At 57.4% G+C, this 22,309-nt stretch carries 26 protein-coding genes and 1 pseudogene; 16 read left to right on the top strand and 11 right to left on the bottom strand.

Going from position 1 to position 22,309, the window contains the following annotated elements; all coding sequences use genetic code 11:
- Positions 1–72 precede the first annotated feature (72 nt).
- Positions 73–270: a hypothetical protein gene (locus ACTRWH_RS08870; RefSeq protein WP_036209452.1), complete on the bottom strand. Its 198-nt coding sequence runs from the start codon at positions 268–270 to the stop codon at positions 73–75.
- A gap of 126 nt (positions 271–396) precedes the next feature.
- On the opposite strand from ACTRWH_RS08870, the gene ACTRWH_RS08875 reads away from it, so the two are divergent.
- Entirely contained in the window at positions 397–1,290 is an 894-nt protein-coding gene (locus ACTRWH_RS08875; RefSeq protein ID WP_036209455.1) for a LysR family transcriptional regulator, read from the top strand.
- 20 nt (positions 1,291–1,310) lie between these two features.
- On the opposite strand, the gene ACTRWH_RS08880 is transcribed toward ACTRWH_RS08875, so the two are convergent.
- Positions 1,311–1,964, bottom strand: coding sequence for a transglycosylase SLT domain-containing protein (locus ACTRWH_RS08880; protein ID WP_075197031.1), 654 nt, complete (start codon positions 1,962–1,964; stop codon positions 1,311–1,313).
- 213 nt (positions 1,965–2,177) lie between these two features.
- On the opposite strand from ACTRWH_RS08880, the gene ACTRWH_RS08885 reads away from it, so the two are divergent.
- Together ACTRWH_RS08885 and ACTRWH_RS08890 are read left to right on the top strand one after the other, a co-directional pair.
- The gene (locus tag ACTRWH_RS08885; protein ID WP_136633335.1) at positions 2,178–2,996 is read left to right on the top strand and encodes a DUF2059 domain-containing protein; all 819 of its coding nucleotides are present in this window, start codon (positions 2,178–2,180) and stop codon (positions 2,994–2,996) included.
- Between the two features lie 74 nt (positions 2,997–3,070).
- Positions 3,071–4,249, top strand: a complete 1,179-nt coding sequence (locus ACTRWH_RS08890; RefSeq protein WP_136633336.1) for a M24 family metallopeptidase — start codon at positions 3,071–3,073, stop codon at positions 4,247–4,249.
- Positions 4,250–4,262: 13 nt separating this feature from the next.
- Here the strand turns inward: ACTRWH_RS08890 and ACTRWH_RS08895 are convergent, their stop codons facing one another.
- From ACTRWH_RS08895 to ACTRWH_RS08905, 3 genes and pseudogenes are all read right to left on the bottom strand, one after another.
- Entirely contained in the window at positions 4,263–5,042 is a 780-nt protein-coding gene (locus ACTRWH_RS08895) for a substrate-binding periplasmic protein (protein WP_075197033.1), read from the bottom strand.
- 91 nt (positions 5,043–5,133) lie between these two features.
- Positions 5,134–6,090 carry a succinyl-CoA synthetase subunit beta gene (locus ACTRWH_RS08900; protein WP_136633546.1) on the bottom strand — a complete coding sequence of 319 codons (957 nt, stop codon included), beginning with the start codon at positions 6,088–6,090 and terminating at the stop codon, positions 5,134–5,136.
- Positions 6,090–6,374, bottom strand: a pseudogene (locus ACTRWH_RS08905) (peptidylprolyl isomerase); the annotation flags it as partial. The pseudogene ACTRWH_RS08905 and the gene ACTRWH_RS08900, both read right to left, overlap by 1 nt.
- Before the next feature lie 186 nt (positions 6,375–6,560).
- Between ACTRWH_RS08905 and ACTRWH_RS08910 the strand changes: the two are divergent.
- Entirely contained in the window at positions 6,561–8,147 is a 1,587-nt protein-coding gene (locus ACTRWH_RS08910; RefSeq protein ID WP_036209478.1) for an ABC-F family ATPase, read from the top strand.
- On the opposite strand, the gene ACTRWH_RS08915 is transcribed toward ACTRWH_RS08910, so the two are convergent.
- Positions 8,138–9,043: a haloalkane dehalogenase gene (locus ACTRWH_RS08915; protein WP_428397620.1), complete on the bottom strand. Its 906-nt coding sequence runs from the start codon at positions 9,041–9,043 to the stop codon at positions 8,138–8,140. The genes ACTRWH_RS08910 and ACTRWH_RS08915 overlap by 10 nt on opposite strands.
- Positions 9,044–9,208: 165 nt before the next feature.
- Between ACTRWH_RS08915 and ACTRWH_RS08920 the strand changes: the two genes are divergently transcribed.
- Positions 9,209–9,757, top strand: coding sequence for a DUF1415 domain-containing protein (locus ACTRWH_RS08920; RefSeq protein WP_428397622.1), 549 nt, complete (start codon positions 9,209–9,211; stop codon positions 9,755–9,757).
- Positions 9,758–9,887: 130 nt separating this feature from the next.
- Positions 9,888–10,502 carry a LysE family translocator gene (locus ACTRWH_RS08925; RefSeq protein ID WP_041332348.1) on the top strand — a complete coding sequence of 205 codons (615 nt, stop codon included), beginning with the start codon at positions 9,888–9,890 and terminating at the stop codon, positions 10,500–10,502.
- 61 nt (positions 10,503–10,563) lie between these two features.
- On the opposite strand, the gene ACTRWH_RS08930 is transcribed toward ACTRWH_RS08925, so the two are convergent.
- Positions 10,564–10,992: an organic hydroperoxide resistance protein gene (locus tag ACTRWH_RS08930; RefSeq protein WP_075197036.1), complete on the bottom strand. Its 429-nt coding sequence runs from the start codon at positions 10,990–10,992 to the stop codon at positions 10,564–10,566.
- Positions 10,993–11,227: 235 nt separating this feature from the next.
- On the opposite strand from ACTRWH_RS08930, the gene ACTRWH_RS08935 reads away from it, so the two are divergent.
- Genes ACTRWH_RS08935 through ACTRWH_RS08945 form a run of 3 tightly spaced genes read left to right on the top strand, consistent with a single transcriptional unit; the run spans position 11,228 to position 13,199 of the window.
- On the top strand, positions 11,228–12,082 hold the full coding sequence (locus tag ACTRWH_RS08935; RefSeq protein ID WP_087148971.1) for an NAD-dependent protein deacetylase: 855 nt from the start codon (positions 11,228–11,230) through the stop codon (positions 12,080–12,082).
- 53 nt (positions 12,083–12,135) lie between these two features.
- Positions 12,136–12,879, top strand: a complete 744-nt coding sequence (locus ACTRWH_RS08940) for an AzlC family ABC transporter permease (RefSeq protein WP_075197038.1) — start codon at positions 12,136–12,138, stop codon at positions 12,877–12,879.
- Positions 12,876–13,199: an AzlD family protein gene (locus ACTRWH_RS08945; protein ID WP_075197039.1), complete on the top strand. Its 324-nt coding sequence runs from the start codon at positions 12,876–12,878 to the stop codon at positions 13,197–13,199. The genes ACTRWH_RS08940 and ACTRWH_RS08945 overlap by 4 nt, the downstream gene beginning before the upstream one ends.
- Before the next feature lie 89 nt (positions 13,200–13,288).
- Here the strand turns inward: ACTRWH_RS08945 and ACTRWH_RS08950 are convergent, their stop codons facing one another.
- On the bottom strand, positions 13,289–14,146 hold the full coding sequence (locus tag ACTRWH_RS08950; protein ID WP_075197075.1) for a DUF3750 domain-containing protein: 858 nt from the start codon (positions 14,144–14,146) through the stop codon (positions 13,289–13,291).
- 193 nt (positions 14,147–14,339) lie between these two features.
- On the opposite strand from ACTRWH_RS08950, the gene ACTRWH_RS08955 reads away from it, so the two are divergent.
- From ACTRWH_RS08955 to ACTRWH_RS08965, 3 genes are read left to right on the top strand one after another with little or no spacing between them, the layout of a single operon-like run.
- Positions 14,340–14,555: a dodecin gene (locus tag ACTRWH_RS08955; protein WP_007154494.1), complete on the top strand. Its 216-nt coding sequence runs from the start codon at positions 14,340–14,342 to the stop codon at positions 14,553–14,555.
- Between the two features lie 49 nt (positions 14,556–14,604).
- A complete protein-coding gene (locus tag ACTRWH_RS08960; protein WP_462826298.1) occupies positions 14,605–15,153 on the top strand; it encodes an isochorismatase family protein in 549 nt (182 codons plus the stop codon).
- Complete coding sequence (locus ACTRWH_RS08965; RefSeq protein ID WP_075197041.1) at positions 15,147–16,502, top strand: nicotinate phosphoribosyltransferase; 1,356 nt, start codon at positions 15,147–15,149, stop codon at positions 16,500–16,502. Before ACTRWH_RS08960 ends, ACTRWH_RS08965 begins: the two co-directional genes overlap by 7 nt.
- Positions 16,503–16,540: 38 nt before the next feature.
- Here ACTRWH_RS08965 and ACTRWH_RS08970 read toward each other — a convergent pair whose 3' ends face one another.
- The 3 genes from ACTRWH_RS08970 to ACTRWH_RS08980 are packed head-to-tail and all read right to left on the bottom strand — an operon-like array spanning position 16,541 to position 18,820.
- Complete coding sequence (locus ACTRWH_RS08970; protein ID WP_036209499.1) at positions 16,541–17,194, bottom strand: hypothetical protein; 654 nt, start codon at positions 17,192–17,194, stop codon at positions 16,541–16,543.
- A gap of 41 nt (positions 17,195–17,235) precedes the next feature.
- Entirely contained in the window at positions 17,236–18,405 is a 1,170-nt protein-coding gene (locus ACTRWH_RS08975) for a GNAT family N-acetyltransferase (protein WP_075197042.1), read from the bottom strand.
- 55 nt (positions 18,406–18,460) lie between these two features.
- Positions 18,461–18,820, bottom strand: a complete 360-nt coding sequence (locus ACTRWH_RS08980; protein ID WP_075197043.1) for a hypothetical protein — start codon at positions 18,818–18,820, stop codon at positions 18,461–18,463.
- A gap of 189 nt (positions 18,821–19,009) precedes the next feature.
- On the opposite strand from ACTRWH_RS08980, the gene ACTRWH_RS08985 reads away from it, so the two are divergent.
- The 4 genes from ACTRWH_RS08985 (at position 19,010) to ACTRWH_RS09000 (ending at position 22,282) form a co-directional block, all read left to right on the top strand.
- Positions 19,010–19,696, top strand: a complete 687-nt coding sequence (locus tag ACTRWH_RS08985) for a response regulator transcription factor (protein ID WP_075197044.1) — start codon at positions 19,010–19,012, stop codon at positions 19,694–19,696.
- Positions 19,693–21,015 (top strand): sensor histidine kinase, encoded by a 1,323-nt coding sequence (locus ACTRWH_RS08990; RefSeq protein WP_075197045.1) that lies wholly within the window; start codon positions 19,693–19,695, stop codon positions 21,013–21,015. Before ACTRWH_RS08985 ends, ACTRWH_RS08990 begins: the two co-directional genes overlap by 4 nt.
- A 58-nt stretch (positions 21,016–21,073) precedes the next feature.
- On the top strand, positions 21,074–21,679 hold the full coding sequence (locus ACTRWH_RS08995) for a YigZ family protein (protein ID WP_075197046.1): 606 nt from the start codon (positions 21,074–21,076) through the stop codon (positions 21,677–21,679).
- A 78-nt stretch (positions 21,680–21,757) separates the two neighbouring features.
- Entirely contained in the window at positions 21,758–22,282 is a 525-nt protein-coding gene (locus tag ACTRWH_RS09000) for a DUF4136 domain-containing protein (RefSeq protein WP_075197047.1), read from the top strand.
- Positions 22,283–22,309: the final 27 nt, after the last annotated feature.

Below are 22,309 nucleotides of genomic sequence, written 5' to 3' on the forward strand. Positions count from 1 at the left end.
TGAGCCTGGATATCCAGGGCCACCGGTGTTTTCGAAATCTGTCTTCCCTTACTTTCCCATACAGGGACGGGCTTAGTGCTCGCCCTGCATCATCTGGGGCATCTCCGGCGACGCGGTTGCTGCCCTCTTTCTCCAGGAATTCATCTTCCGGCTGATAACCTGTACGGCTTGCTTTGCAGCTGCACGGGTATATTGGCGCCTGACCTCAGTACTGTTGTGGAGGATACTGGACGGCAGCGGGTGTACGGTTGCGATATGGTCTTGAGTCATAGCGCCTTCCTCCTTATCTGGTGGATTAAAATATTGGTTAGCTGACTATATAAAGAAGTTTACGGCTTCGTATTTGCAGTTTAAATACGTTAAACTCCGTACTCACGTTGCAAATATGCAGTATCTATGGATTGGGATTATCTTCGATATATACACGCCCTGGCAATAGGGGGAACCCTTGCCAAAGCCGGTGAGATACTGGGCGTTCACCAGACCACGGTGCTTCGTCGCCTGGATCAGATGGAAGAGCAGATGGGCGTTCAGTTCTTTGAGCGCAACCGGGATGGTCTGCAACTCACACCCGTGGGTGAAACCGCATTCCGCGAAGCTGAAAGGCTGGCCGCCGATATGGAAAATCTTGAACGGCAGTTGGTCGGGCAGGATTCAGCGCCCGTCGGTAAGGTCCGGTTGGCGGCCACCGACACCATGGTGAATGCCCTTATCAGTCCGATGATTGCAGAGCTCGTCCGGGAATACCCGGACATCGAACTGGAAGTGCTCACCGACAACGATGTGCTGAACCTGAGCCACCGCGAGGCAGACCTGACACTGCGTCCGGTAAACAAACCCCAGGCCACACTGGAAGGGGAGCGCATAGGCACGATCGAGTCGGCCATCTACGCTGCTACCAGCTACCGTAAGCGTCATACCGACCTGGACCTTGAGCATTCGCCGGAGCAGGCGCTCTGGATTCTGCCGGATGAGAGCTTCAGCCACCTGGCGACGGGGCGGTGGTATCGCAAGCACCTGAAGAACGCGTCGTCCATCATCCGTTGCAACAGTCTCCAGGCAATGCACGCCCTGGCGCGGGCCGGGGCAGGGCTGGCGGCATTACCCTGCTACTTGGGCGACAGTACCAAGGAGCTGACGCGCCTGTCGGAGCCACTTGAAGGCGAGGGCGTTGACCTGTGGCTGATGGTGAATCACGACACGCAACAGATGGCACGGGTACGGATTGTAATGGAGTTCCTGACCGCCAGGCTGACCCAACTGACACCCCAGGTGGAAGGCGAGAGCTGACGCCGAATCATTGTCTGGGCTTACCAGTCACCACAGAAGGGCCAGAACTGGTAGAAACGCCAGCACTGGAATTCTTCCTCGCAGGTCTGGAGCTGGCGGTCATAGCGGAAGGCCCGGTTCTGGACCCGAGTGGCCAATGACCTTACCTCCGGCTTGGCGAGGTAGCTCTGTCGCTGGTAGCCGGTCCTGCCTTCGTGGTAGGCGAGGTAAAGTTTCTCGGGGCTGGTGAGAGGAATGCCCACTTCTCTGCGGGTCAGGTGGTTATACCAGCCCACGAAATCGAGTGCGTATTTCATGTTGGTTCGTACCACGGACAGACCGTCTCCGTTTGCGGCCAGGTACTCGGCCCACGCCGGGTCGAGCGCCTGGGCGTAGCCGTAGGCGGATGTTGGCCGGCGCCAGGGAATGAACCCCAGCAGGCGGGTCCGTGGTGGACGGGCATGACTGCGAAACGACGATTCGTAGTAAACAAAAGCCATCTGCGTTGCAATCGGGGTGCCCCAGCGCTCCCGTGAACGGCTGGCATAGTCGTACCATACTGGATGCTCACGGAAGATCTCACAGACGTCGTCCGGGTTTGCCGGTGGGTCTGGCTCCAGCAGGCTGAAACGCATGATGGCGACAATGGCGATTGCCAGCCCCAAGCCCAGTGTTGGCAGGCCATACCACCGCATTCGGGACTTCCAGATTTTCACCCGGTTGCTTTTAAGTCGTCCAAGTCGTCCAGGTCGTCTGTTTTTCGGTCGATTACGGCGTTTCTTCATGGGCGGGACCGGGCCCTGTCACTCCATACTACAAAATGGTCATCTGTTACTGGCCGGCTTTGCTTGCAGCTCTCGCCAGCTCCATGGCATAACAGACCCTCGTTATCAGAGGATACTAGGTTCATGCGCACACTATCCCAAGTTAAACCGGCATTACTTTTTCTTTTGCTGGTCTGTGGTTCTGCCACCGCAAGCCCTTTGGCGGACTCGGTGCTCCGGGTGTCGCCCATTGATGAGGTTGTCGCCCAGTACCCGGCGATGATGAGCCAGGGCATCCGCCAGGGCCTGAAACAAAGCGGGCGGGTTGAGCCGTTTGTTGCCAACACCATCAGCAGTGTTGTGAGTAATGCGTTCAGTGTTGCCGAGATTCGCGCGCGGCTGATAGAAGACCTGGACCAGGGGCTCAGCGAGGGGCAGTTGAACTCGGTACTGGCCTGGTATGAAACGCCGCTGGCGGAGAAAATTTCCAAGGCCGAGGTGGCCGCCTCCAACCCCGACTCCTGGAAGCAGGTGGAAGCCAATGCCGCGGCGTTGCAGGAGGAATACAAGGGCAGCGAAAGGGCCAAACTGTTTACCCGCTTTGACCGGGCTGCCCGTGCAACGGAGAGTGCCGTGGATACCACCGTCGCTGTCCAATTGGGTTTAGCCTCTGCCATGGCAGCGTTCAACGGTAGCAAAGGCCCAACCTTCGAACAGCTTCAGCAACAGATCGAGAACCAGCGTGGCATGTTGCGGGGCATGGTTGCCCAGCAGGTCTACGATGGCTACCTCTACACCTATCAGGATCTCAGCTCTTCCGAGTTGAAGAAGTACATTGAGTTCCTCGAAAGTGATGCCGGCTCGGCATTCACCCGCGTGGTCACCAACAGCGTTCAGCGCTCGATCACGGACCCTGTGGAGTCCATAGGGAACCAGTTGGGGCGCTTTTTTAATCGGCGGTGACACCGCGAAAGATTGAAAAGCCCCTGTTTTGGGTCCAGTCTCCAGTAGTCACTTTCCGTAACGGAGACGGCCCCATGGATTTCAATGCCTACCAGCAAACCCTGGCCACCGAACTCAGGGGCCGGGAATGCCCCTTTCCTGAGGCGGAGTACCAGCAGCGTCTCAAACACCTTCGCTCCAGGATGCATGCGGACGGTCTCGGAGCTGTTCTGTTAACCGACCCGTCCGATCTGTTTTATCTGACCGGTTACAGTACCTTTGAAGTCTCCGTTCACGTCGCACTGGTGGTCACCGCCGATACGCTTACCCTTCAAGTGCCCTCCATCGAAACCGGTCCCGCCATGGTTACCACACGGGTCGATCACGTTATCGGTTACCGTTGGGAAGGTGTGGGCGATGTGTTGGATCCCCTGGCACACGCGCTGATAGGGCATGGCGGAAAGGTCGGCGTTGACTACTGGCATGGCTCGCTCCGCCAGGGGGTCCTGGAAGGGCTCAAACAGCGACTCCCGGACACACAGTTTGTGGATGCTTCAGGCCTGTTGAAAAGCATCCGTATTGTGAAATCAGCGGCCGAAATTGATTGCCTGCGGCACAGCGCCCGCATAACGGGGCAGGGCATCGAAGCCGCAGCAGCGGCCATCCGCCCCGGGATGACCGACAACGACATAGCGGCCATCGGCGCAGAAAGCCTTCTGGCGGGCGGCAGTGAATTCATGAGTATGCAGCCTATCGTAACGGTGGGGCTGCGCAGCAGTGTCATCCATACCAATCACAAGCGGTGCAGGATCGAAGGCGGCGATACGGTGTTCCTCGAATTTGGTGCTGCCTGGCAACGTTACACGGCACCGATGATGCGTACGCTGGTGGCAGGTCATCCCTCGGCGAGGATGCGGGCCGTTTTTGACGGCTGCCGTCGCGTGGTGGATGTCCTCAAGGCATCCATGGTGCCAGGCCGAACCTTCGATTCCGCCGCCAGGGCTGCGGAGCAGGTTATGGCTCCACTGGCCAGTGAGGTGTTTTTCTCCGGGGTGTTTGGCTACACGGTGGGGGCGCAGTTTCCTCCTTCATGGGTGGAGGGCTCCGGTTTTATAGCCCGGGGAGAGTCGACGGTGTTCCAGCCGGGAATGGTGTTCCACCTGCCCATATGCCTCAGGATTCCGGGGCAATGGGGCATGGGTTGCAGCGATACGGTACTGGTGGGAGAGCATGGTGGTGAACCGCTGACGGCCAACCCCTGGCGGCTCGACTGAGTTCAGCCCGCTGTTATCTCACTTTGTTCAATGATGCCTGGGGCCTGGTTTCAAAATAGGTGTCGTAGCGGCCATTTTCACGGAATATCTGCAGGCGCCTGTTGAATACCTCTAGCAGGGCTTGTGTCCGCGGTTCGTTGGCTGGAAACAGCAGGAAGCTTTGATTCTCCAGAATGGGCTCCGGGTGGTGGGTAATCCGGCGGGCTTCCTGTGGGTCTGTTTCCCGGCGAAGAATGTAGTAGCCGACGTTGATTTCTTCCGGGAAAGCATCAATCCGGCCAAACAGCAGGCGGCGGAAATTAAGTTCCGTGGAGGCGACCCATTCCACGTTCAGAATACCGTTCTCGATTGCACTATCAAACTCAGGGCCGTAGCTGTACCCGATGCTTCCTCCAAGCTTAAGGTTGGCAAGGTCCTGCATCTGGTTCCATTCAATGGGCGTGTCCTTGCGGTAGAACAGCACGAAGCGTTCGTTCATCACCGGTTCACTGTAGATAAAATCTTTCTGTCGGTCGGCGGTGTGCATCCAGATTGCAGTGGCGTCGTGCTTGCCATTAGCGGCTTCACGGTAGGCGCGTTTCCAGGGCAGGAAGTGGAACTCGACCTTGTAACCCTCTGCCGCGAAGATGTCCCTGACCAGCCGGGCAACCGTGCCCTGACCAGGCTCGCTTTCCACGAAAAAGGGAGGCCAGTCGCCAACGCTGATACTCAATTGTCGCCCACCATCATCCGCTAATGCCAGAGTCGACCACAATACTGCCAGCGCAACGAGCTGCGCTTTTAAAACCTTCATGCAATCGCCCAAACATGGATGCTGAAAAACGAGAAAGGGACAGCTTCAAGGATGCTACTACTTTCTATAGTAGACCAGGGATGATGATCCGTCATTCCAGCCGAATGTCACGCAGATAGAGGGTTTTGGGTTCCGGCAACGCAACCGCGAACAGAATTAGCCGTCTGATGGCCTGCATATTCATTGATCGGCTTTCGGGGGCTGCCTTGATTCTGTCGAGGTCCATTTTGAATTGGTTGGGTCCGGGAATCAGGGGAAGGCGGGTGTTGAAGCGGTCATTGTAGTTGTTGTCGCCCAGGTCATGCTCCATGTCGTTGATTCTCAAAATCATCGGCAATGGGTGGTCCTGAGGGTTGTACAAGTCGATGACGAGGCGGTCATAGTCGCGCCAGTCTTCGGGTAAATTGTGTAGGGAAACTCCGGAATATTGGGCTGTGGACAGGGATATCCTGAGTGCGCGCTTATGGGCGTCTATGGCATGGTCGGTTACGGGCGCTATGACGCCATCCCAGAATGGTGAGGGATCTGGCTGGCGGAAGTCGTAGAGTGCCGGCAGTAGTTGGCTGACGTGGTACTGCTGAATGGCGACCCTTGCCGTGGCACCGATTTCGGCGGCCAGTAGCGCAGCCACAATGAGCCTCAGTGGCCAGACCACCGGCCGTGACTTCCGGGTGAGTGAGGCCCGTGGCCGCAGGGCCAGGATGGTCCATACGCCCACCTGGTTGCGTAGGATATCCTGCCAGTCCATCTGGCGGCTGGTTCCGTGTTGTAGCAGTTCGATACCGGTGCCAAGCAGGAGTACGGCAAGTGTGCTGATGCCCCAGAGAGTCCAGCCCGTCCAGATCCGCCAGGGCTGAATGGCGAGGGTCAGCAGAGCAAAGAACAGAATATGCCCGAGATTCCAGGCTGATTTGAACAGCGGCCCGTCGGACCAACCGGGGCCGCCGACAAAAAACAGAGGGGCAATCAGAATCATGCCCGCAAAAGCCAGATACCGGAGTATCTGGGTATTGCGGGCGGGCCGGTACGCTGGCAGGTTTAAAGCCATCAGCTCCGGCTGGTCACTTCCAGCAGGTGGTAGCCGAACTGGGTTTTCACCGGGCCGAGCACCTTGTTCACTTCACCACTGAAAACCACCTTGTCGAATTCCGGAACCATCTGGCCCGGGCCGAAAGCGCCCAAGTCGCCGCCGTTGCGGCCTGAGGGGCAGGATGAATGTTGCTTCGCCACTTCCGCGAAGTCCTGGCCGCCTTCAATGGCTTTCTTCAGTTCTTCACATTTTGCTTCGCTGTCTACAAGGATGTGACGCGCGGTTGCCTGTGTCATGGTGTGTTTCCTTTTTTCGAATGAGGATCATGTTGCGATCACCGAGGGTGAAATGCTGCCCGCACTGGGCCGTTGAGGCAAGCGCTTTTTATCCGTGTTTTTGCTGTCTCACGGTTTTGGCCACAAACCTGTACAATGCCGGCTTTTCCTTCGCCGGCCCGTGCCCGGTCTTCACTCTCAGCAGGTCTATTCTTGATATCCACCGCGAACATTACCATGCAGTTCGGGGCCAAACCCCTTTTCGAAAATGTGTCCGTCAAATTCGGCAATGGCAACCGCTACGGTCTGATCGGCGCCAATGGCTGCGGCAAGTCCACGTTCATGAAAATCCTTGGCGGCGACCTGGAACCGTCGGCCGGCCAGGTCATGGTGGACCAGAATCAGCGGCTGGGTAAGCTGCGCCAGGACCAGTTTGCCTACGAGGACTGCTCGGTGATTGATACGGTCATTATGGGCCACGAAGAGCTCTGGCGTGTAAAAGCCGAGCGTGATCGTATCTACTCGCTCGCTGAAATGAGCGAGGAAGACGGCATGGCCGTGGCGGACCTGGAAGTGCAATTCGCCGAGATGGACGGCTATACCGCCGATGCCCGCGCTGGCGAACTACTGCTGGGCCTGGATATTCCCCTGGAACAGCACAACGGCCCCATGAGCGCTGTTGCGCCGGGCTGGAAACTGCGTGTTCTGCTGGCCCAGGCGTTGTTCTCTGATCCTGATATCCTGCTTCTGGACGAGCCCACCAACCATCTGGACATCAATACCATACGTTGGCTGGAAAACATCCTGGTGGCTCGCAACAGCACCATGATCATTATTTCCCACGACCGCCACTTCCTGAACAGCGTGTGCACCCACATGGCGGATCTGGATTATGGCGAGCTTCGGCTGTTCCCTGGCAATTACGACGAATACATGACCGCTGCCACCCAGGCCCGCGAGCGCATGCTGTCGGATAACGCCAAGAAAAAAGCCCAGATTGCCGAGTTGCAGCAGTTTGTCAGTCGCTTTTCCGCCAACGCTTCCAAAGCCAAGCAGGCAACCTCCCGCGCCCGTCAGATCGACAAGATCCAGTTGGAGGAGGTCAAACCGTCCAGTCGGGTAAGCCCGTTCATCCGGTTTGAGCAAACCAAGAAGCTGCATCGACAGGCGGTAACGCTGAAGGAATTTACCAAGGGCTTCGATGGCAAGCCCCTGTTCGACAAAATGAACCTGCAGATCGAAGCGGGTGAGCGAGTGGCCATCATCGGGCCCAACGGCATTGGCAAAACCACACTGATGCAGTGTATGGCCGGCGCCATGACGCCTGACAGCGGCGATGTTAAGTGGACCGACAGTGCCCAGGTCGGCTACTACGCCCAGGATCACGGCGCCGACTTTGATGAGGACATGGATCTGACCGAGTGGATGTCGCAATGGACCACCGGCGGAGAACAACTGGTTCGGGGAACCCTCGGCCGCATGTTGTTCTCAGGGGATGATATCGGTAAATCGGTGAAGGTCATTTCGGGCGGAGAGCAGGGCCGTATGCTGTTCGGTAAGCTGATCCTGGAAAAGCCCAACGTCATGCTGATGGACGAGCCCACCAACCACCTGGACATGGAATCCATCGAGGCCCTGAACCTGGCGCTGGAAAATTACCCGGGCACGCTGGTGTTTGTCAGCCATGACCGGGAGTTCGTGTCATCCCTTGCCACCCGAATTATTGAACTGAAGGCCGACGGCATAACCGACTTCAGCGGCAGTTACGATGACTACCTGCGAAGCCAGGGTTATGTCTGATCGCTTTCGTCCAGGCGAGCCAACAGGGTATTGATCGCCCCCGCAAACTCAACCGGTGAGTCTTCCTGCAGGAAGTGTCCGCCGGTGAGAGTGGTATGGGGCTGGCCCTTTGCGCCGGGAATTCTCTCCTGCATATAACGGTCGCCGCCCCGGGTGATCGGGTCGCCGTTACTGAAAGTGGTCAGGAACGGCTTCTTCCACTGCTCCAGAACCTTCCATGCCTCGCGATTGGCTTCGCTGGCTGGGTTGTCGGGTGTCACCGGCACCAGTTTCGGAAAAGCACGAGCACCCGCCTTGTACTTCTTGTTGGGGAATGGCGCATCGTAGGCTCGACGCTCGTCGGGCCCCAGGGTGCGAAAGCTTCCGGTATTGATAATGCGGGCAATGGGAAACCAGGGGCTGTACAGGGCGAAGTTCTTCCACAACTGGAACGCTTTTGGCACGGGCTGGTCGCCGGTAGGCAGCATGCCATTACCCACCACGATGGCACGGAACCGCTCCGGATTTTCCGCCGTCAGTCTCAGGCCGAGAAGAGATCCCCAGTCCTGGCATACGAGGGTGATGTTCTGCAGGTCAGTCTGTTCCAGAAACGCCTGCATCCAGTCCATATGGCTCTGGTAACTGTAGGCGTTGATATCCGTGGGTTTGTCGGATTTGCCAAAACCGATCAGGTCTGGCGCGATCACCCGGTGCCCTGCCGCTGCACAGATGGGAATCATGTGGCGGTAGAGGTACGACCAGGAAGGTTCGCCGTGCATCATCAGCACCGGGCTGGCGTCCGAGGGGCCTTCATCGACGTAATGCATGCGCAGTCCGTCGACCTCCACGTAATGAGGGGCGAAGGGATAATCCAGCAGGCGTTCAAATCGTTTGTCAGGTGTTCGCAGCGCGTTCATCGTGTTCTCCGGCAGCCATCGGTCACGGAATTATTGTAAGCTTGCTTAACGTATCATGACTTGCGCTGGCTGTGTCGGTCCTTTCAGGTCCTTTTCAGTCTTGTTCGGCGCTCGGGCAGCATTTTCGCCATCCTTTCCCCGCTTTTAACGTATGGGAGTTTCAACTTGGAGTGTAATACCGTTCTGGCCGCCACGCGGCGGTGGGTGTCAGAGGTGGTCATTGGTCTCAACTTGTGCCCGTTTGCCCGTCGGGAGTTGGTGAATGAGCGCATTCGATTTGTGGCGACGGATGCCAACTCGGAGGAGGGGCTGTTAACTGCATTGCAGGAAGAAATGATGCATCTGGACCAACATCCGGAGGTTGAGACAACGCTGCTTGTGCATCCCGACGTGCTGACGGACTTTATGGACTACAACGATTTTCTCGACGCAGCCGACGGCCTTCTTGTGCATCTCGAGCTGGACGGGGAGTATCAGATTGCCAGTTTTCATCCCGACTATCAGTTTGGCGGCACCAATGCGGCTGACGCCGAAAATTACACCAATCGCTCTCCTTACCCGATGCTGCACCTGCTGAGGGAACGCAGCCTTGAGCGCGCCATCGCCGGCTATCCCGGAACAGAATCGATACCGGAGCAGAACGTTGAGCTGATGAATCGATTGGGTGCAGACCACATGCGCAACCTGCTTATCCGGACTTTGTCCCCCGGATAAGAGCTCTGACGGGTAATGAATCGCTCAACTGTTATGGTCAAAAAACCACACTTCTGAATCTGTTTCACTGGCGGCCCGCTTTGTAGGATTGACGAGTAACGAATCGGTAACAGGGAGCTCGGCAGGGAACATGGAAATCGTATTAAGCGTATTGCTCTTCGCGCTGGTGTCGACGGTAACGCCAGGCCCGAACAACATCATGATCATGACATCGGGCGTCAATTTCGGGGTGTGGCGAACGCTACCTCACTACCTGGGTATCTGCTTTGGTTTTCCCGCTATGGTGGTAGCGATCAGTCTGGGCCTGGGGAAAGTGTTTGAAGCATTTCCGCAGTTACACCTGGTGATCAAGGTTCTTGGTATAACCTATTTGCTGTATCTCGCCTGGCGAATCGCGACCACAGCCACAGAGATCGACGGTGAGAAAACCAGCAAGCCGTTGTCGTTCCTTCAGGCGGCGGCCTTCCAGTGGGTGAATCCCAAAGCCTGGGTCATGGCGGTTGGCGCTTTGGCGACGTTCACCACGGTCAGTAGTGGCGAGGTGCTGCAGCAGTCGTTCTGGATCGGGCTGACCTTTTTGCTGGTCAGCGTGCCCTGTGTCGGTAGCTGGATGCTTGGGGGGGCAGGATTGCGGAAATTGTTGCGCAAGCCGTTATATCGAAGGATGTTCAACTGGAGCATGGGCGCGCTGCTTGCGCTGTCGGTAATTCCCATGCTCTCGGTGGAAACCGCAAAGCTGGTCTAGCCGGTTCCTGACAGCGGGCAGGTAGCCCGCTGTCAGATTTCGGTGATCGACCAGGTCGATATCAATCCACCCGGGTCAATGTCACATCGATGTTGCCACGGGTGGCGTTGGAGTAGGGGCACACCTGGTGAGCTGCATCAATCAGCTGCTTGGCCTGTTGATCGTCCATGCCCGGCAGAGAGATTTTCAGTTCCACCTCAATCCCGAAGCCTCCGGGAATCTGGCCAATGCCGACTACACCCTCAATAGACGCATCTTCTGGCATGGGAAGCTTGTCACGGCCAGCGACGAATTTCATGGCACCGATGAAGCACGCAGAATAACCGGCCGCGAACAACTGCTCCGGGTTGGAGCCTTTGCCGCCGGCACCACCCATTTCTTTCGGTGTTGTCAGCTCAACATCGAGGACGCCGTCCGAGGAGATGGCACGGCCGTCACGGCCGCCGGTAGCTTCTGCTGACGCGCGATAAACAACCTGTTCAATAGACATGTTTTCGACTCTCCTTCGTGCGCATTACAACGCATCGTGTGTTGATGACTTTATTTCGTTGTTAATGGTTGCACAAAATTAAATTTTGCACAATGCAAATAGAATATTGTGCCCTAATCAGAATCTTTTCCGGTTGTTACCATTGGCAGCGGTGGATTTGCTCCCTAAAGTAGAGGAGTTCCCAACGAGTGTGAGTGTGATGCCTGTCATTCAAAAACCTGTTAAAGGCGTAACAATGCCGGCCGCTGATCAGCCACTGGAGCTGCATTCTCCCGAGCAGGCGGGGGCCATGCTGGCGGAATTCATCCACCGGCATCCTGGCCTGATGATATTGACGGGAGCCGGCGTCAGTACCGATTCCGGCATTCCTGACTATCGGGATGGCGATGGCGCGTGGAAGCGCAAACAACCGGTCCAGCATCAGGACTTTATGACGAGCACGATGGTTCGCCAGCGTTATTGGGGACGAAGCCTCATTGGTTGGCCAATCATTCGCAACGCCAGGCCCAACATCGCGCATCATCGTGTTGCCGAGTTGGAGCTTCGCCGCTACAGCCGCCTGCTTGTCACCCAGAACGTGGATCGCCTGCATCAGCAGGCGGGTAGCCGTTCGGTAACCGACTTGCACGGCAGGGCTGACGAGGTTGTCTGCATGGATTGCGGATATCGCTGCAAGCGGGACGAGGTCCACGAGCGTTGCGCGGACATGAACCCGACTTTTGGGCACTATTCCGCCGGCGCCGCGCCGGATGGTGATGCCGATCTGGAAGTGGACTTCTCTGAGTTTCGCATCGCGGACTGCCCCTGTTGCGACGGCATTCTGAAACCGGATGTGGTGTTTTTCGGCGACTACGTGCCCAAAGACCGGGTGACGTCCACACTGGACACGCTCAAGACGTGTGATGGCCTGTTGGTGATCGGCTCTTCGCTGATGGTCTATTCTGGATTTCGATTTTGTCGCTATGCCAAGGAATGGGGTAAACCCATGGCGACACTGAACCTGGGGCGTACCCGTGCCGATTCACTGGTGGACCTGAAGCTTAACGCGGGTATCAGTGACACCCTGGCCTACACCCTCGGCCAGCTCTGACTCTTCGGCATCTACCTATACGCATCTGAAGCTGGTTTCATTAGCTTGCTTAGATGAACGTTCATACATATTCCTACCAGCTTCAACCCGAAAAAGTCCGCGCGGAGTTTTTCCGGCTTCTTCCCATCTCGTTATTTGTGGTGGCCTTTGGTGCTGCCTTCGGATTGGCGGCCATCCAGAAAGGATTGGAGCCACTGCAAGCGATACTCATGAGCACCACGGTATTTGCGGGCGCTTCCCAGTTTGCCGCTGTCGATATGTGGGGTAGCGAGGTGTCGCTGATTCCTTTGATGGCCGTCGTGTTCGCCATTAATTCCCGCCATCTGCTGATGGGGGCCTCCCTGTACCCCATGCTCAGGGATGTGTCCCCGGGTCGGCGCTATGGCTTACTGCTGCTCCTGACCGACGCCAACTGGGCCGTGTCCGCGCAGGAATACCAGAGTGGTAAACGGAACCTGGAGGTTATCCTCGGCGGTGGTCTTGTGCTGTGGGTGGCGTGGATTATCGGAACCTGGCTGGGGGTTTACTTCGGTGGCCTGCTGCAGAACCCCAAGTCCCTGGGCCTGGATATGGTGCTGGGTTGCTTCCTGCTGGCCATGGCACTCGGCGGCAACAAATCCCCCCGAACCCTGGTGGCCTGGACCGTCGCGGCAACCTCATCGCTGGCCGCCTGGAAATGGCTACCGCCCAATACCCATGTGGTTGTCGGTGCGTTGGCAGGTGGCGCTATTGGTTTTTTCTGGATGGAAAAGAAGACTGAAGCACCGGAATCTGTTGAAGAGGGACGTTCATCATGACGGTTGAAACCACGGTTGCTGGCACTCTGGCCCTGATCGCCATCATGACGCTTGTCACCCTGGCGACTCGCTTCGGCGGTGTGTTCCTGATGTCGTTCGTAACGATCAACCCGCGCATCGAAAGCTTCATCAACACCATGGCCAGTTCGGTGCTGATCGCGATCATCGTCCCCATGGCGGTAAGCGGCGATGCCGGCTCATTGGCAGCACTGGTTGTCACCGCTGTTATTATGCTGGCAACGAAGAAGCCCTTACCCGCTATCGCAGCCGGTATTGCCAGTGCGGGGTTGGTCCGTTACCTAGGAATCACAGCACTGTAAGACGATTTGCCAATCAGGACGGGGCAGGAACGGTCTCCCAAAAATGTGCGGAGCCATGGATGGTGGAGCCCAAGCGTACAAGGACGTATTCACAGCGTTTTTTGGGAGACCTGCCCTGCCTCGGCCGACTCAGCGGCACCAGTTTGAGGCACAGCGTCGGTCTCAGGCTCAGAGTTCGAGCCAGACGGTTCATGCATCGGATTGGTGCTGCGGAACGCCAATTCGCCGACTCCGGGGAGTTTGATGCCAAGCGCCAACGGGTTGATGCCCATCGAGAGCCCCAGAATGTTCAATTCCAGTCCTTCCCGAACACCGGCCAGAATACCAAAATAACCACCGAGCGATAGTTGATAACCGCTGCCGCCAGGTACCTCGGACACAACGCCATTTCCCAGATAATCCTTGCCAATCGCGTGGTTGGGCAGGGCCACATCCATTTCCGGAATCTGACGGATCACCCAGGCGACGAAGGTGTTGCTGTTGGGGCCGGGCCAGGCGGTGTATTCCGTTGGGTATGGGTAGCGGTCAATCACCTCATTCAGCTGATCAATAATCCGCTCGGCCTGCTCACCGCGGATATCCGCAATCAACGTCGGCGGCGCGCCATACCAGGCACGATCCGGGTCGTCTGGCCGGGACTGGACCACGTAGTGACGCCAGCCCGTGACTTCATGGACATAATAGCCATCGGCGCCCGCCTCTTTGGTGCTGATCCAGGTATGCAATGAAAAATACCCCCGCCAGTTATAGGCACGGGCCCCGTAGACCTGAACCACAGCCGCCTGCTCCTGCTCCGGGCGTGGGGCAATGCCCGCGCTGGAGCGGTCTGCCGTTCGCCAGCTCCCTGAGTCCTGGAGGCCGGCGCAGGCGGCCAGGAACAGCGGGCCGGCGAGCAGAAGTGACAGTGTCAGGGTGAAACCGATAAAACAGCGTTTGAAGGTTTTCATCTGAATCCGGAAACGTTGAATGACCCATGTTTTGCGATGGTACGACGAAAGAAACTCAGAGTTCATTCATGCCGTAAAGTTCCCGTCGCCCGTGCTCTTGGCCATTTGATGGTCACGGTTTACTGGTATACGCTGAAAATACAGGCATTCGAAGCACTTGCCTGACACTTACAGCCTTGGAACAGGAGGCGTCATGTCCGACCATCATGTTTACAAGAAGGTGGAAGTGGTTGGCTCTTCGAAGAAAAGTATCGAGGATGCCATTGAGAATGCGATTGCCGAATGCAGCAAGAATCTTCGCAACATCGAATGGTTCGAGGTGCAGGAGACGCGCGGCCATGTGGTCGACGGAAAAGTCGGACACTATCAGGTCGTGCTCAAGATAGGCTTCAAGATTGAGGGAAGCTGACATCCGGTGATCTGAGCAAATTTTTGGTAAAACCATGGGAGGTATTCTTATGGGCACTGGACCAAATGCTCTGTTACTGGTTGATGTTCAAAATGATTTCTGCGAAGGCGGCAGCCTGGCGGTGCCTGGCAGTGATGACATTTTTCCGGCGATCAACGGATGGATCGACAAGGCCCAGTCGTCTGAATGGCCGATTCTTGCCAGCCGGGATTGGCATCCGGTGGATCACATAAGTTTCAGTGATCGCGGTGGGCCCTGGCCCGTCCATTGCGTTCAGGACACCCCCGGGGCCGAGTTTCATCGAAACATGGCACTGCCTGACTCGGCCATCCGGTTGAGCAAGGGCACCGCATTCGATACCGATGCCTATTCCGCGTTCGACGCTACCCAGCTGGACAGCTACCTGCGCCGCCACGGCATTCATCGGCTGTTTGTAGCCGGGCTTGCACTGGACGTGTGTGTCCAGGCGACAGTGAGGGATGCGTTGAAGCTCGGCTTCGAGGTTGAGCTCATTACCGATGGAACACGGGCCGTTCAGGCTGATAACGCCCCAGCGGTTTTCAAACAACTGGAAGAGGAGGGCGCGGAACTGTGCTGAAACACCCCCCGGTTGTAAAAGAGACTGACCTGCCTCTGCTGGTGGATCTGTATGAGCTGGCTATGGCCCAGGCGTACTGGTCCGAAGGCATGAACGAGAACGGGGTTTTCAGTCTCTTCTTTCGCACACTTCCTGAGAACCGTAATTTCGTTCTTGCCTGTGGCCAGCAGCACGTGGCCCATATTATTGAATCTCTCGCCTTTACCGACGAACACATAAAGCGCCTGGAATCCCTGGGCAGGTTCCAACCCCGGTTTCTGGACTGGCTGCGGGAATTCCGCTTCAGTGGTTCTGTACATGCGATTGCGGAAGGAACGCCGGTATTCCCTCAGGAACCCTTGCTGGAAGTGGAGGGGCCTGTTGCCGAGGTTCAGTTGCTGGAAAGCCTGGTGATGAACTACGTGCATCTGGAGTCTGTGCTGGCCTCCAAGGCGGTCCGCCTGATATTCGCGGCGCAAGGCCGGCCGGTCGTCGACTTCGGGATGCGCCGCACCCATGGTATGGACGCGGCACACCGAGGTGTGCGCGCGTACCGATTCGCCGGCCTGGCCGGAACCAGCAATGTCCTGGCAGGCCTGGATTTCAACATGCCGGTATACGGCACCATGGCACACAGCTTCGTTCAAGCCTGTACAGGTGAGATGGAGGCGTTCAGAACCTATGCCCGGCTCTACCCGGGCACAACACTGCTGGTTGATACCTATGACACCCGCTCGGCGGTGGCGAGGATCATCGATTGGCTGCAAGAAGAACCGGAGGTGCGCATTGGTGGTATCCGCCTGGATTCCGGCGACCTTGCCTCGGACGCTGCTGAATGCCGGCGTATGCTGGATGAGGCGGGCCTTGGCGATGTAAAAATCATGGCGAGCGGCGGTCTGGATGAATACAAGATCGCGACACTTGTCTCCGACAACGCCCCCATCGACGGCTTCGGTGTTGGCACTGCCATCGGGGCCTCGAACGACGAGCCGGCATTGGAGCTTGCCTTCAAGCTTACGGAGTACGCGGACCTGCCAAGAATGAAAAACTCCCCTGGCAAGCAGTCGTTCCCGGGCCGCAAGCAGGTCTACCGTCGCCTTGATCCGAACGGCCGCCTCGCGCAGGACGTCGTTGCCGGCCGGGACGAAGTGTTTGATGGCGAGCCGCTGTTGAAGCCGGTCATGAAGCGAGGCCTGATCATCGAAGGCGCCATTCCGACACTGGATAGTCAGGTGGACAATGCGAAGCGGGCGTTGGATGCCCTGCCGGGCCAGTTTCGCTCGCTGGAGCCTGCACATGAAAATCCGGTTGTGATCAGCGACTTTCTCAGGGCATTGCAGCGGGACACGCTGGCAAAGGTTCGGGGCTGACTGAAAGGCAGAGGTGCGAGATTCCGCGTGGCCCGGGATTACCGAAGCATGCGCCGTCTGATGGCGCCAACCAACTGGTTCAGCAGTTCGCGGGATTGGCCCTCGTAAAGCGTGTGAAACTTTTCTTTCTGCACCTCTCGTTCATGGCTGGTGTTCGACGACAGGGAATCCTTGCGCAGATCCATGAAGTGGCAGGCGGCCAGATGGGCTTTTATATGGTTGTCAATCAGTTGCGTAATGAGCCCATCGACGTCGTCATGGCAAAAGGGGCGTACGCGATTGAGGGTACTGCGTGCGTCCAGTGCCGCCTTGCGGGCTTCCAGACGTAATTCGCCGGCCGGTTCATCAGACTCCACAGAACGCAGGAACATGCCCAGCTTGTCGTGCAATAGCCAGACCAGAGGCCAGATGGCTTCGTAAGCGGCCTTTTCAGCAGAGAACTGCTCACTGGCAATCGGGTTTCTTCCGGCTTCCGTGGAGTCGGGGCCATTGAACTGGGACACGCGTATTTCGTCCATGTCATGCCACAGGCTTTCGACGCGCTGCTTCACGGTGTCACTCTGTTCAGCCGCGGCCCGCCTGGCGGCGGAGGCCGAAAACAGGGCGACAATTGCCACAACGAGTGCGGCAATTGCGATGAAGAACGTCAGCTGTGTTGTCGCGAGAAAGTCGAAAAGGTAGTCCATGTCCATGGCTGCCCGCTCCGGTAAGTGTCTGCACGACCCCTGGCTCGCTACTGGTTCTGCTCGGTCTGTCTGAATGGCAGCGCCTGCAGGGCATCTTCAGTATAGGCCATGACATGCTCCGCTTCTTCGCTGGTAAACCTTTCGATGGCGTCGCGAAAACCGGGGTGCATAACGCCATGCCAGGAATGGGTGATCACCGGCTCAAACCCCCGAACCAGTTTGTGCTCCCCCTGCGCGCCAGCATCGAAGCGTGCCAACCCCAGCTGTATGGCCAGTTCAATGCCTTGATAGTAGCAGGTTTCAAAATGCAGGTGGTCGAATTCCTCCAGGCAACCCCAGTAGCGCCCGTAGAGCGTATCCTCGCCCGTCAGGAATAGCGCACCGGCGATCATCTCACCCTCTTTTACCGCCATGACAAGGTGAAGATGCTCCGCTTGGCGGTCTTTAAGCAGGCGGAAAAAGGCCTTGTTCAGGTATGGCCGCTGGCCCCGTTTCAGGTAGGTGGCCTGGTAAAATACATGGAAGGCCGCGAGCACGTTATCCGGGATATCGTCTCCCGAAAAATGTCGGAATGAAATGCCCTGATCCGCAACCTGTCTTCTTTCCTTGCGGATTGATTTGCGCTTGCGCGACGTCAGCCGGGCGAGGAAATCCTCAAAGGTGTTGTACTCGTGGTTGTGCCAGTGGAACTGGCAGCCGATCCTGTGCAGTTGATCGTTCCTGTCCAGCAGTGCCTGGTCCTGGCGATCCGGGAATAGCAGGTGCCAGGAGTGGGCCCCCAGGCGTGTGGTGATGGCATCCAGCGCATCGTGGATTCGTGCGGGCGTCATCCACTGGCGAAGGGTTTCCGAAAACAACAGCCGTGGCCCCTGGCAGGGTGTGAACGGGATGGCAATCAGCAGCTTGGGATAGTAATCCATGCCATAGCGCTGATAGGCATCGGCCCAGGCCCAGTCGAAGACGTATTCTCCCATGGAGTGAGCTTTCAGGTAGGCCGGAGCCACTCCGGCAAGCCGGTTGTCCAGGTAGAACGCCAGATGGGCCGGTTGCCAGCCTGTCGCGGTGTTTGTGCAGCCAGACTCTTCCAGTGCAAGCAGAAACTCGTGTTGAAGAAAGGGGTTATAACGGCCGACAAACCCGTTCCAGTCTTGCGGATGGATGTCATCAATCGACTGGACGGGGCGGATTGTCAGTTCTGCGGTACCGGGTTCTGGCATGGTCGGGGCTTCTCCGTGGTTTACCCAGTACCATACGTCAGAACCCGGCCTGTGATCACTGCTCGGAAGTGCTGTTTTCCATGTCTTTGCAGCGCTTTTCCATTTTCTTTTGCCGTTTTTCCATCTTGGCGCTGTGTTTCTCTCGCCTTTCCTCGTGGATCTCGTCCCAGATCTCGCGTTGCTCGTCGGTCAGTTTCAGGCGATCCGCCATGTCGTTGCGGTGCTCTGCCCATTTTGCCTGGCGCTTTTCGTCATTGAACCAGCCTTTGCCCTCGCGCATGTTCTCGCACATCTCGGCTTTGTCGTGTTTGCCGCGGTGGTGTTCGCCGTGGTCCGAGGCCATCGCCATTGGGCAGGTCAAAAGAGTTGCTGCGATCAACGCGCTGGCAATGCGTCCGGAAGTGATGTGTTTCATTGGGTGTTCTCCTGTGTTGTAAATGAGCCTGCACGAGCAGGCCCGGTCTGAACTCACAGGGACTATGCTAGCGGAGGACGGTGTCAGGCGGCGTCAGCGAACTGTAAAGGTTATGCAAAGGAAAATGATGCAAATCAGTGGGCTTGTGGGAGCGTGTTAGACTGCATTCAGTCACAACGGAGGATTGCCATGCAGAACCGGGTGCTGTTGGTTGAAGACGACGAGGAGTTGCGGGAACTGCTGTCCCGCTATCTGACCAATCAGGGCTTCACCGTAAGAGAAGCCGCAAACGGTCAGGATGGATTGTCACTGGCGCTGGGGCAACACTGCGACCTGGTGGTGCTCGATATCATGTTGCCGGATATCAGCGGCCTGGAAGTGCTGCGTCAGTTAAGGGCAAAAACCCATCTTCCCGTTGTACTGCTGACGGCCCGTGGCGATGAGACGGATCGAATCGTGGGTTTTGAGGTTGGCGCGGATGATTACATACCCAAACCCTGCAACCCCCGGGAACTGATCGCTCGGCTACAGGCGCTGCTTCGCCGTGTTGCCTGGGATCAGGAAGTGGGAACGGATGAATCAAGGGCATACGGCGACTTGCGGGTCGAGCCGGTTCATCGTCGAATCTACCACAACAACGTGGCACTGGATCTGACCGCTACGGAATACGAAGTGTTGCAGGTACTGCTGGCCCACGCAGGCAGTGTGGTACGCAAGACGGATCTTATGCAGTGGGCTCTGGGCCGTCGGCTGGAAGCCTATGATCGTACCCTGGATATGCACATCAGCAACCTCCGGAAAAAATTGGGCAACGACGACCCGCCCCGAATCGAAACCGTACGCGGGCTGGGCTATAGCTATCGGGTGCCGGTATGACCCGGCGGCTCAGGTTTCCTCTATTCTGGCGGATATTCCTGTCGATCTGGCTGGCTATGGCTGTCACAGTGCTGATGAGTAATGTGGCAACCCGTGCCCTGATGGAACGGGAGCGAATGGCCATCGAACGACAGGTCGGTCTGCGGGAGCTGGCGCTGGAGGCTCTGGTGGTCAGGGAAAACGAGGGCCGCGGAGCGGCTTGGCGCTTCCTTAAGGAGCAGGGGCGGAGCCTGGACCTTCACCTGTCGCTGATAGACGCAGATCGCAACGACGGAGACCTGCCTTCATCCATCCGCGAGCGGATGAAGTCCGGGGGGTGGCACCGGCAGAAACCGGCAGTTATTGAGGTCGGTGCGGACCATCGCCTGGTGGCCTGGCCCCGCCTGGATGGCGAGGGCTGGCTTGATCCCAAGTTGTTCCGTCTCCTGGAACTGGGGCTGGCGTTCGTTATCATCACGCTTGCCTGTTGGTGGATTGCGCGTCTGGTTTCCCGCCCCCTTAAACATATGGAATCCACCGCTCGTGCCATTGCTGGAGGGGACAATGCGCTTCGGGTCAGTGATCGCATCGCGAGTCGACGGGACGAGGTGGGTGCTTTGGCGACAGCCTTCAATGCCATGACCCAGCAACTGTGCAGTTTGCTCGATCGCCAGACACACCTGTTGCGTGATATATCTCACGACCTCCGAACCCCCCTGACGCGGCAACGGATTGCCATTGAGCTGGCCAGTGACGGTAGCGTGGATGCGGATCTGCTGGCCTCGATCCTGCGGCAGAACGAACGTCTGGAAACGATGACCTCCCAGATCCTGACGCTCTACCGGGTCTCGGAGCAAGGAGGCGATATCGAGCGGGAAGCCGTGCAGCCAGTCGTGGTGATCAATGACGTTCTGAGGGATGCGGCGGACTACGCCGAGCACCGGGGAGTGGATTGCCAGCTTTTGGTGGATGAGGGCTGCCGCAACACGTCGTTGTTAGGGGATCGCGGGCTCATCCAGCGTGCGCTGGACAATGTCCTTCAGAATGCCCTGGATCATACGCCGCCGGGAAAGAATGTGCATGTCGCGCTGCGCTGTGATCAACGGCACTTGTTGGTGGAAATACGGGATGAAGGCCCAGGTGTGCCTGAAGACGTTCTGCCCCATCTCTTTGAGCCCTTCTACAGGGCTGACAAGTCCCGCGGGGGCAAGGGGTGGGGGCTTGGTCTGGCTATTGCGAGGGACATTGTTGCCATCCATGACGGCCGGATAGAAGCGCTCAATGGCGAGCCGGGCGGTTTGATGGTGGTGTTGAGATTTCCGCTCTTTACCTCTGGGTGAAGAGGATAGAAAGGCTTGATGTTGGCCTCATGATGGCTGTGTGTCAGGAACTGGTTTTATGTCCAAGGATTACCCGATACCCGCTGGCTTTCTTGAGCGGGAGACTGAGATCAAAAAGAGTCGGTTTATTGCCCGGGTTGCGCCGGTGTCGTCCCGGGATGAGGTCAAGGCCTGGCTTGAACAGGCCCGGAACGACCACCCGGATGCTCGTCATATCTGCTGGGCTTATCAGATAGGCCGGCCCGGCGCGGCCGCTGAAGCCGCCATGAACGACGATGGCGAACCATCAGGAACGGCCGGTAAGCCCATTCTCAGTGTCATTCAGCACAAGGACCTGGGAGACGTGCTGGTGATGGTGATACGGTATTTTGGAGGTATTAAACTCGGGGCTGGCGGCCTCGTCAGGGCCTACGCAGGAGCAACCGAAGCTGTCCTTTCGGGGGTTGAAAGGGTGATTCAGCAACCCATGTCACAAGTAACGGTGACGATGACCTTCGCAGATGAGCAGCCACTCAGGCATTGGTGTGACCAAAACGGTGCCGAGATTGGCAACGTTGGGTACAGCGCCGGTGTAACGGCTGACGTGAGCCTGGTGGAAGAGCGGAATCAGGAATTTACGGCGTTTTGCGAGAGCCGGGGTATGGGTTACCGTTTTGACAGCTAAGGAACCATTTGCGAAACGCTTCGTGTCGACTGTGCGTATACTTTAATAAATGAAGTATGGAAAGAGGCAACCAAGATTATGAAAGCTATCGTTGTGTCCCTGTTTTTGATGGCCCTGACGGGCTGCGCCAGCAACGTAGTCACCGACTACGATTCCAACGCGGTCTTCGGTAACTACAGTTCCTGGGCATTTGCACCGAAGGGCGAGGACCAGTCTTTCACCTCGCTTGATGGTGGTCGGATAGAGAGTGCGGTTGAGCGAGAGCTGAACCGAAAGGCCATGCGTAAAGTGGGCGAAAGCGAGGCGGATCTGCTTGTCACCTGGCAGGTGGTTGAGGAGGAGCGTCTCGAGCGCAGCGGTGTTGGGCTCGGCTTCGGTTTCGGCAGTGGTAACTTTGGCTGGGGGCTGTCGTCGGCTCCACCAGTGCGTGAAATCCAGGAAGGCAAGCTGGTGGTGGAGCTGGTAGACACGGAGACTGATCGTGTCGTCTGGCGCGCAGCAAGCCGGCGCTATCTGAATGAGAACCAGGCAACCGAGTCGCGGCGGGAGCTGATCGACGAGATTGTCGCGGACATGTTCGAAAAATACCCTCCCGGGGCGTGAGTGTCTCAACAGGGCTCTTAAACAACA

The organism is Marinobacter sp. G5_S1_61_S3 (assembly GCF_054968585.1).

Bases quoted from the DNA above. Each gene is read 5' to 3' on its own strand.
- ACTRWH_RS08870 (WP_036209452.1), bottom strand. From the start codon at position 270: ATGACTCAAGACCATATCGCAACCGTACACCCGCTGCCGTCCAGTATC.
- ACTRWH_RS08875 (WP_036209455.1), top strand. From the start codon at position 397: ATGGATTGGGATTATCTTCGATATATACACGCCCTGGCAATAGGGGGA.
- ACTRWH_RS08880 (WP_075197031.1), bottom strand. From the start codon at position 1,964: ATGCGGTGGTATGGCCTGCCAACACTGGGCTTGGGGCTGGCAATCGCC.
- ACTRWH_RS08885 (WP_136633335.1), top strand. From the start codon at position 2,178: ATGCGCACACTATCCCAAGTTAAACCGGCATTACTTTTTCTTTTGCTG.
- ACTRWH_RS08890 (WP_136633336.1), top strand. From the start codon at position 3,071: ATGGATTTCAATGCCTACCAGCAAACCCTGGCCACCGAACTCAGGGGC.
- ACTRWH_RS08895 (WP_075197033.1), bottom strand. From the start codon at position 5,042: ATGAAGGTTTTAAAAGCGCAGCTCGTTGCGCTGGCAGTATTGTGGTCG.
- ACTRWH_RS08900 (WP_136633546.1), bottom strand. From the start codon at position 6,090: ATGGCTTTAAACCTGCCAGCGTACCGGCCCGCCCGCAATACCCAGATA.
- ACTRWH_RS08915 (WP_428397620.1), bottom strand. From the start codon at position 9,043: ATGAACGCGCTGCGAACACCTGACAAACGATTTGAACGCCTGCTGGAT.
- ACTRWH_RS08925 (WP_041332348.1), top strand. From the start codon at position 9,888: ATGGAAATCGTATTAAGCGTATTGCTCTTCGCGCTGGTGTCGACGGTA.
- ACTRWH_RS08930 (WP_075197036.1), bottom strand. From the start codon at position 10,992: ATGTCTATTGAACAGGTTGTTTATCGCGCGTCAGCAGAAGCTACCGGC.
- ACTRWH_RS08935 (WP_087148971.1), top strand. From the start codon at position 11,228: ATGCCGGCCGCTGATCAGCCACTGGAGCTGCATTCTCCCGAGCAGGCG.
- ACTRWH_RS08940 (WP_075197038.1), top strand. From the start codon at position 12,136: ATGAACGTTCATACATATTCCTACCAGCTTCAACCCGAAAAAGTCCGC.
- ACTRWH_RS08945 (WP_075197039.1), top strand. From the start codon at position 12,876: ATGACGGTTGAAACCACGGTTGCTGGCACTCTGGCCCTGATCGCCATC.
- ACTRWH_RS08950 (WP_075197075.1), bottom strand. From the start codon at position 14,146: ATGAAAACCTTCAAACGCTGTTTTATCGGTTTCACCCTGACACTGTCA.
- ACTRWH_RS08955 (WP_007154494.1), top strand. From the start codon at position 14,340: ATGTCCGACCATCATGTTTACAAGAAGGTGGAAGTGGTTGGCTCTTCG.
- ACTRWH_RS08960 (WP_462826298.1), top strand. From the start codon at position 14,605: ATGGGCACTGGACCAAATGCTCTGTTACTGGTTGATGTTCAAAATGAT.
- ACTRWH_RS08970 (WP_036209499.1), bottom strand. From the start codon at position 17,194: ATGGACATGGACTACCTTTTCGACTTTCTCGCGACAACACAGCTGACG.
- ACTRWH_RS08975 (WP_075197042.1), bottom strand. From the start codon at position 18,405: ATGCCAGAACCCGGTACCGCAGAACTGACAATCCGCCCCGTCCAGTCG.
- ACTRWH_RS08980 (WP_075197043.1), bottom strand. From the start codon at position 18,820: ATGAAACACATCACTTCCGGACGCATTGCCAGCGCGTTGATCGCAGCA.
- ACTRWH_RS08985 (WP_075197044.1), top strand. From the start codon at position 19,010: ATGCAGAACCGGGTGCTGTTGGTTGAAGACGACGAGGAGTTGCGGGAA.
- ACTRWH_RS08990 (WP_075197045.1), top strand. From the start codon at position 19,693: ATGACCCGGCGGCTCAGGTTTCCTCTATTCTGGCGGATATTCCTGTCG.
- ACTRWH_RS08995 (WP_075197046.1), top strand. From the start codon at position 21,074: ATGTCCAAGGATTACCCGATACCCGCTGGCTTTCTTGAGCGGGAGACT.
- ACTRWH_RS09000 (WP_075197047.1), top strand. From the start codon at position 21,758: ATGAAAGCTATCGTTGTGTCCCTGTTTTTGATGGCCCTGACGGGCTGC.